The 7,015-nt window shown below is 42.1% G+C and carries 6 protein-coding genes; 4 read left to right on the forward strand and 2 right to left on the reverse strand.

Annotated features, from left to right (window positions below; genetic code table 11):
• Positions 1 to 130 precede the first annotated feature (130 nt).
• Entirely contained in the window at positions 131 to 1,123 is a 993-nt protein-coding gene (repM, locus tag JFC10_RS14600; protein WP_198333460.1) for a replication initiation protein RepM, read from the forward strand.
• Positions 1,124 to 1,377: 254 nt separating this feature from the next.
• Here the strand turns inward: repM and JFC10_RS14605 are convergent, their stop codons facing one another.
• Positions 1,378 to 3,150 carry a potassium/proton antiporter gene (locus JFC10_RS14605; protein ID WP_198333461.1) on the reverse strand — a complete coding sequence of 591 codons (1,773 nt, stop codon included), beginning with the start codon at positions 3,148 to 3,150 and terminating at the stop codon, positions 1,378 to 1,380.
• A 172-nt stretch (positions 3,151 to 3,322) separates the two neighbouring features.
• Between JFC10_RS14605 and JFC10_RS14610 the strand changes: the two genes are divergently transcribed.
• Complete coding sequence (locus tag JFC10_RS14610; protein WP_198333462.1) at positions 3,323 to 3,682, forward strand: hypothetical protein; 360 nt, start codon at positions 3,323 to 3,325, stop codon at positions 3,680 to 3,682.
• Between the two features lie 92 nt (positions 3,683 to 3,774).
• On the opposite strand, the gene JFC10_RS14615 is transcribed toward JFC10_RS14610, so the two are convergent.
• Positions 3,775 to 4,047, reverse strand: coding sequence for a mobilization protein MobS (locus tag JFC10_RS14615; RefSeq protein ID WP_198333463.1), 273 nt, complete (start codon positions 4,045 to 4,047; stop codon positions 3,775 to 3,777).
• Between the two features lie 255 nt (positions 4,048 to 4,302).
• Here JFC10_RS14615 and JFC10_RS14620 point away from each other — a divergent pair, with 255 nt between their 5' ends.
• Entirely contained in the window at positions 4,303 to 5,904 is a 1,602-nt protein-coding gene (locus JFC10_RS14620; protein ID WP_198333464.1) for a MobA/MobL family protein, read from the forward strand.
• A 178-nt stretch (positions 5,905 to 6,082) separates the two neighbouring features.
• Positions 6,083 to 6,820, forward strand: a complete 738-nt coding sequence (locus JFC10_RS14625) for a hypothetical protein (protein WP_198333465.1) — start codon at positions 6,083 to 6,085, stop codon at positions 6,818 to 6,820.
• Positions 6,821 to 7,015: the final 195 nt, after the last annotated feature.

A 7,015-nucleotide genomic window follows, 5' to 3' on the forward strand; every position in this document is an offset into this window, starting at 1 on the left:
TGATGACGACATCTATCGGGTATGATGACGACATCTATCGGGTATGATGACGACAATAATAAATTTGACTAGATGACGACTATATATTATTTTGTCGTCATCTAGTCAAATTTATGGGAGAGGTTTGCTAATGGAATCCAGTCAAGGTAGCGCTATGAATAATCTAGTGGTCAAATCTAACCGATTGAACACAGCTATACAAAATTTGTCATTAGTTGAAATTAGGTTAATACAATTAGCCGTTATTGACAGCAGGGAAACTCAGACGGGATTAACAGCCGATGACCCTTTACGCATATCAGCTAAGCGTTATTCGGAGTGCTTCGATGTAGATATCGATACAGCTTATGATGTGCTCTTATCGGCAGAAGCAACACTTTTCGAACGTAGGTTTTCATTTATAAATGAGCGAGATAATCAAGTTAAAACGCGCTGGGTAAGTCAGGTTGAATATATAAAAGGTGAAGGCTCAATTGAAATCATTCTTACACCAGCAGTGGTTAAAGAGATAACACGTATCGATGGTTTACAAACATTTTTTACTAAATATCTGCTAGGACAAACATCAACACTCAATAGCGTATATTCAGTTCGTCTTTATGAACTTCTAATTCAATGGCGTACAGCGAAGAAAACCCCATTATTTGATTTGGAAACGTTCAGAGGTCAATTAGGGTTAGGGGTTGATGACTACAAGCGTATGAGCGATTTTAAGCGTCGCGTATTAGATGCTGCTGTTGCTGAGATCAACGATAAAACAGACTTGAAAATAAGTTATGAACAAGAAAAAAGTAAAAGTACGATCATAGGCTTTAAATTTAAAATAATTACTAAGAGCAAACCTAAGCAGCCACAAGAAAGAACCGTAAACCGTGACGCTCATACAGCAGATATGTTTACGATTGATGGACTATCTGACAAGCAGTTGTGGCGTATCAGTCGGCATAAAGAGTTTATAAGTACATATAGCGGTCTCGCCAAAGGCGACGCTGGTAAGAACTGGACAGCGTATAGTGATTTTATAGTTGGTGAGATCAAAAAAGACGCTTCCAAATTCAGTAAGAAACGTCCTATACGCGAATATTTAGATGGCAATGAAGCAGACTATGACTTCTCAAGATAGCGAGAAAAACTGACCACCTAGAACAGTCTGTTATAAGCGGTTCTCTTATAGCGGTCTGTTTTAGGTAGTCTGTTAATAGGTTTAGAGGGTAAAATAACTGGTTCCCTTGGGGTATACCCTAGCGAGACCAGTAAAACAGACCATAATTTGAGCTAATGAGTTACCTACAATGGACTATATTAGCGTGACTATTAATTATCTTAAATGATTGCCTTTTAGCTACTAGTCCATGTTATGTCTAATAATGATAGACACTATGCCACTGCTGGCGCCTCTAGTTGTTTTAGGCCAATCGTTCTAAGCCTTCCTTGGTCATCAACTTCTTTAATGACCAACAACCACTCCTCATTAATCGCAACCGTATCGCCTGCTACGGGTGCCATCTTTAAGCTATCCTTAATATATTCAGCCACTGTTTGTTCCCACATATTTTTCGTGTTCAGGCTATCTTCTAGAGATTCGGATTTCATCCTATCGGAAAAGAATGGCACATCTTTAAGCTTGACACTCGGCGATAGCTTCCAATCGCCATAAAAATCATCGATGGCTCTACGGTCTAACGTTGTGTCATTAAAAACATCCGCAATCTGACCGGCATAATCGCCACTCATAGCATACCAAACGCTATCGCCAAATTTGAGCTTAGTATCTTCATTAATTGCCAAGATTTGCTGACCACGCACCAAGGCAAAAACATGGATTCCTTCAGGGCTGATGCGCGTAGATATATCCCTTGGATGACGACCAATTGCAAACGCGCCTAACTTTACTTCAAATTCATACAACGTAATGCTTGCTCTATCTGACACCCACACTTCATGCTCTTCTTTTGGGTCCTTATTGTTAGGAATACGCACCTTAAACAGATTGGCCATGAACGGTATGGTCGTCCCTTGTAACACTAACGATAAGACCACCACGCCAAAGGCGATATCAAATAACATAAAGGCATTATCTACCCCTGCAATCACTGGCAACATGGCAAGGGTAATAGGTACCGCACCGCGTAAGCCAACCCAAGAGATAAAGCCGATCTCTCTACTTTTAAATTTAAATGGCAAAACACTGGTATAGACCGCGATAGGACGAGCCACTAAAATCATAAAAGCGGCAATCGCCACTGAATAAGGCCAAACGTCAAGAACGTTCGACGGCGTGACCAATAGACCTAATACTACAAATAACACCGCTTGCGATAACCATGCAAAGCTATCCATCACCCGCATGACGTGCTCAGTTGAGCGTACCTTATGGTTACCTATCAAAATACCCGCGACAAATACGGCTAAAAAGCCACTTCCGCCTAGTAAGTTGGTGGCAGCAAACACCGCTAAGCCAGCTGACAGTATCAAAATAGCATACATGCCTTCTGCCAAATGTATCTTGGGTAATAACCGAGATAGGAAATAACCGAAGAACAAGCCCATTCCTAGACCAAAGCTAAGCTGCTGTAATAGCAACCCTAAAAAGCCTAGCGCTGTCTGTCCGGCTGGATCTACATTTAAAGCAATCAACCCAGTTACTAACAAAATCGCTAAAGGATCGTTGGCGCCTGACTCTAATTCAAGCGTGGCTTGTACACGATCATTTAGCTTGACACCGCCATTACGCAATAGTGAAAATACCGCTGCCGCATCGGTTGAACCCACGATTGCTGCCAGTAATAGACCAAAGCGCCAATCGACATCTAGCAGCCAAGTGGTAAATACACCCAGTATCATTACGGTCGCAATTACGCCCCAAGTGGCAAGCGTGATTGCTGGTTTTAGTCCAACTCGAAATGATTTAACAGAAGTACGCAGTCCACCGTCTAGCAAAATACAAGCCAATGCTGCCTGCCCAACAAAATTGGCTATCTCATATTGAGAAAACTCAATACCCAATATACCCTCTTCACCGGCAAGCATCCCAACCACTAAAAACAATAGCAAAAGTGGAACGCCCAAACGCGCCGATAACGTACTTGCCATAATACTGGCAAAAATTAATACTGCTCCTACGAGATACAGGATATTTAAGGTATCCATCTTTTATTAAGCCCTATTTTATAATACTAAGCTGATTTAACCAGAACGGAAGCATCATCTATTCATTGCTTTCAACGGTTAATTATTGTTTTAACATACTTCTTAAGAATAACTGAGCTATGCTTGTCTTTTGGTAAATATATTATTCTATTATTACTAAACGAGTCATGTTATGAAAAAAGAAACGCTGACAGGATTGTCTATTATTACATTTGCAGCATTGTATATTTGGATTCAAACCGACAGTAACCCCTCTGATGTAAAAATCAATACTGAGCTCGAACAAGCTCAAAAAACATCAAAGATAGCATTGCTAATGAAGTGCCAAGAAGCGGTACAGCCTAGGCTTGAAGACTTTAAGTCTATGGACATTAAACGCAAAAATACAGACTACAGACGATTAAATAATGGTAACTTTGAAGTTATAACACATTACTACGCTGAAGATAGCTTGGATGCGACTCCGCTGGGTACCGTCAATTGCTTATTCGATAAAGATGGCAATTTATTAGAGACAGCGCAGGTTAAATAACTTCCAGTATAGCTATGGAGCTGTAGTAGATAAGACTTAAATATCACACCATTTGCTCGGCCAGTTTTTTAAAGGTCAGTTCAGTTACTGATCTAGGCTATTTTTTGTTTTTTTAAGTTATATATAACTTCACTCATTAAATCCTTATCTCCCTGTCTAGTCAAAAAATCCAGCAAGTTATCAGCTGTGTATTCTTTTAAACCATCTACTGAATCCTTTTCTAGTGTCTCTACAAGAAAAGCCCCCAGTAGAATTTTTTGCCGTGTTAACTTCTTATCCAGCTTCTGCTTCTCTCTATTTATTTTCAGCTCAAGCTCATTAATCTTCTGCTGCTCTTTTAAATCATTACCACCAAGTAAGCTCATATCCTTCCCCTAAATCATTAAATTATTTGTTTCTCTGACTATAACAACTTCGCCAGACTCTAACAATCTACTGTGATATAGTTAATTGACGGATGGTTGAGTCCCACTGACTAAGTGCGAGTTTTCGACTTTACAAATGTTTGTCCCTAACGGTCATACATTTATAAAATCAAAACATCGGCAGGGGTAAACCCCCACACCCCCAGCACTACGAAAAGACGTAGTGCTAAAAAACAAAAGTATGAGTATGTAGAAATGGCTATTTTCATCGCATCGACCAAATCCATATCACGAGGCAGTGGACAAAGTGCCGTTGCTTCTGCGAGCTATCGAGCAGGGGTAGAACTAGAAGATAAGCGATATGGTAAGACCCATGACTACTCAAAAAAACAGGGCGTGATAAGTGCAAATATTATTTTGCCCTCAGCATTGGCTGCTGCCAATGCTGATATTGATCGTAATGAGTTATGGAACAAAGCGGAAGCTGCCGAGAAGCGAGTCGATGCGCGTGTGGCTCGCGAATGGCTGGTTAATCTACCGTACGAACTGAACGAGCAAGAGCGCAAGGAGTTAGCACATAGCTTCGCCCAAACCCTAGCTGATCGCTACGGCACAATAGCAGATTGTGCTATCCATCAACCCACCGATAAGGAGATTGATCGGGGTGCAGACCCTCGCAACTTCCACGCTCATATTATGTTTACCACGCGCTGTGCTGAGATTGACGACAATCACGAGATCATACTGACCGACAAAGCGACTATTGAGCTATCAGATAAGAAACGCCGTGAGCTTGGCATGGAGCGTGTCAGCCATGAGATCAAAGAGGTGCGCCAACTTTGGGAACAGATCGCTAATGAGAAACTGGCCGAGCATAATCATGAGCTGATTGATTCGCGCAGCTATCGCGATCAAGGCAAAGACATTGAGCCGCAAATTAAGATGGGTAGCGTTGCAACCAAGCTAGAGCGTGACGCATACGAGACCGCAAAAGCAGCCGCAAAGGAAAAAGGCGAGGTATTTAACGGCATCGCGCCAGTGACGATCAGAGGTGAGATTAACCTGATGATTACTGAGCGCAACCGTCTAGTACGGACACGCGAACTTGCCGATCTGCGCGAAAGCCAGTTATTTATCGTCCCAGCAGCGCCTACACTTGAATATAAACCCAGTAACGTGAGTAATGACGAGCTGGAGCAAGCTGAATCAGTGGTTGAGCGCATCAAACAGGTACGTATTCAGCGCCAGATTGCAATCGATGCCGCTGACGCGCTTGAAAAAGAGCGTATTGCTCAGCAGCAGCGTGACATGGCCGACCAAAAGGAGCGTGAGCGCCTATTAGCGCAAGAAGAAGCGCGTCAGGCGAAGCTTGAGCAGCACCGCGTCCAAATAGCAGCGCAAGAAGCCGACTTTAAGGCGCAACACGACCATATCTCGCATCAAGGTCTATCGGATCAGCACCGACTCCTAAAAATCATCGACCAAAAAAGCGACTTTGGCCAACACCTGAACACCCTCCTGCATCTTGATCAGCAAATGAGCGCATGGCAACGCTACCGCAGTGAGCCGAGCACCACTGACCACCAAAAACAGCTTACGGGCCGTGAACAGCATAAAATTGGCAGCCACATTATCAGCCATAGCAAGCAGCTGCTTGAGCACATCAAATCTATAAGTAATTTATCAACAAGGCAAGCACACACTAAAACCTTAGAGCGCGTCTTCGATGACATCAAAGATCGACAACAAAGCGCTCTTAGCCCCGAACACCAGCGCCAAATGCGAACCGTATCCGCTGAAATCAATGGTTATAGCCGTGAGATCAACCGCAGTCGGGGCATGAGTCTCAGCCTTTAAGCTCATAAGCAACACCAAACGACACTCACGGTCGCATAGAATCACCTCAGATGCTTCTCAGGCATCCCACAGCGCCTTTTTGATGCTAGGGTACCAATAACATATAAATAACCCTAAAAACGTCTACAGCAGCTCTCAGAGGCTAAATAGCATCATAATTAGCGACTAGGAACAATTCATGCCACAAAATGACCTCTCTATTCCATTAGAAGACCTACTAATTACGCTTCAAACGTATACCAAAAAAATAGATAAGCAGCTGATTGACAGCTCAAACTTAAACCACGCGCATTATAAACAAGCTCAAGATATCTCTGAGTGGGCAAAAGAGCTGACTTCACTGCTAAAAAGGTATCAAAACAAGGAAACCTTGCTCCAATCAGACTTTGTTGCAGCCATTCATAAAGAGACAGAAAGCGTCTTTAAAGCCAATGAAGACAACTACCATAAGCGTATTAATGAAGGCTTCACTAAGCACATCACTGATGCTGGTGATAAGTTCTCAAAAACAACAACGCAGCTTAATAAAGACTTAGTGAAGATACAGACCTCTGTTACTAGTGTTGCTAGTAACCTTGACGATACTAAAGGCAAGATAGCCAAGCTAAATATAGATGCTTCCAAACAGATGCTCGATAACGTTAAACGAGAGTTTGGCCGTCACTTAATCATCACGCTTTCAATCTTGGTCGTTGTCGTCTTTACTTTGAGCTTGGGTGCAATGTGGCTGTTTATACCTAGCAAAGCTGAAATCAGTAAGCGAAAAGATGGTTATGACTCTCTTGCTAAGGCTCAAGTAGCACATCAAGTTATCGAAAAACCTAATGGTTATTATGCGAGGGTTGATCCCAAGAACTGCATTCCCGATGAGAAAAGCTCTTTCTACAGTAAATCAGTGTTATGCAAATTTAAGTAATTTACTTCCTAGATTAACCACTAAAAATAGCCCTTTGTTTTTTAGGCTTATCCACAACTAAAAGGCTTTTAATGCTTTTAAATGCTTTTAAATGCTTTTAAGAGTCCTGAAAGCTATATATATCAATGGGTGTGATGAAGTGATGACGACATCTATCGGGTATGATGACGACATCTATCGGGTATGATGACGACA

It is taken from the genome of Psychrobacter aquimaris (genome assembly GCF_016107525.1).
Classification (GTDB): domain Bacteria; phylum Pseudomonadota; class Gammaproteobacteria; order Pseudomonadales; family Moraxellaceae; genus Psychrobacter; species Psychrobacter aquimaris.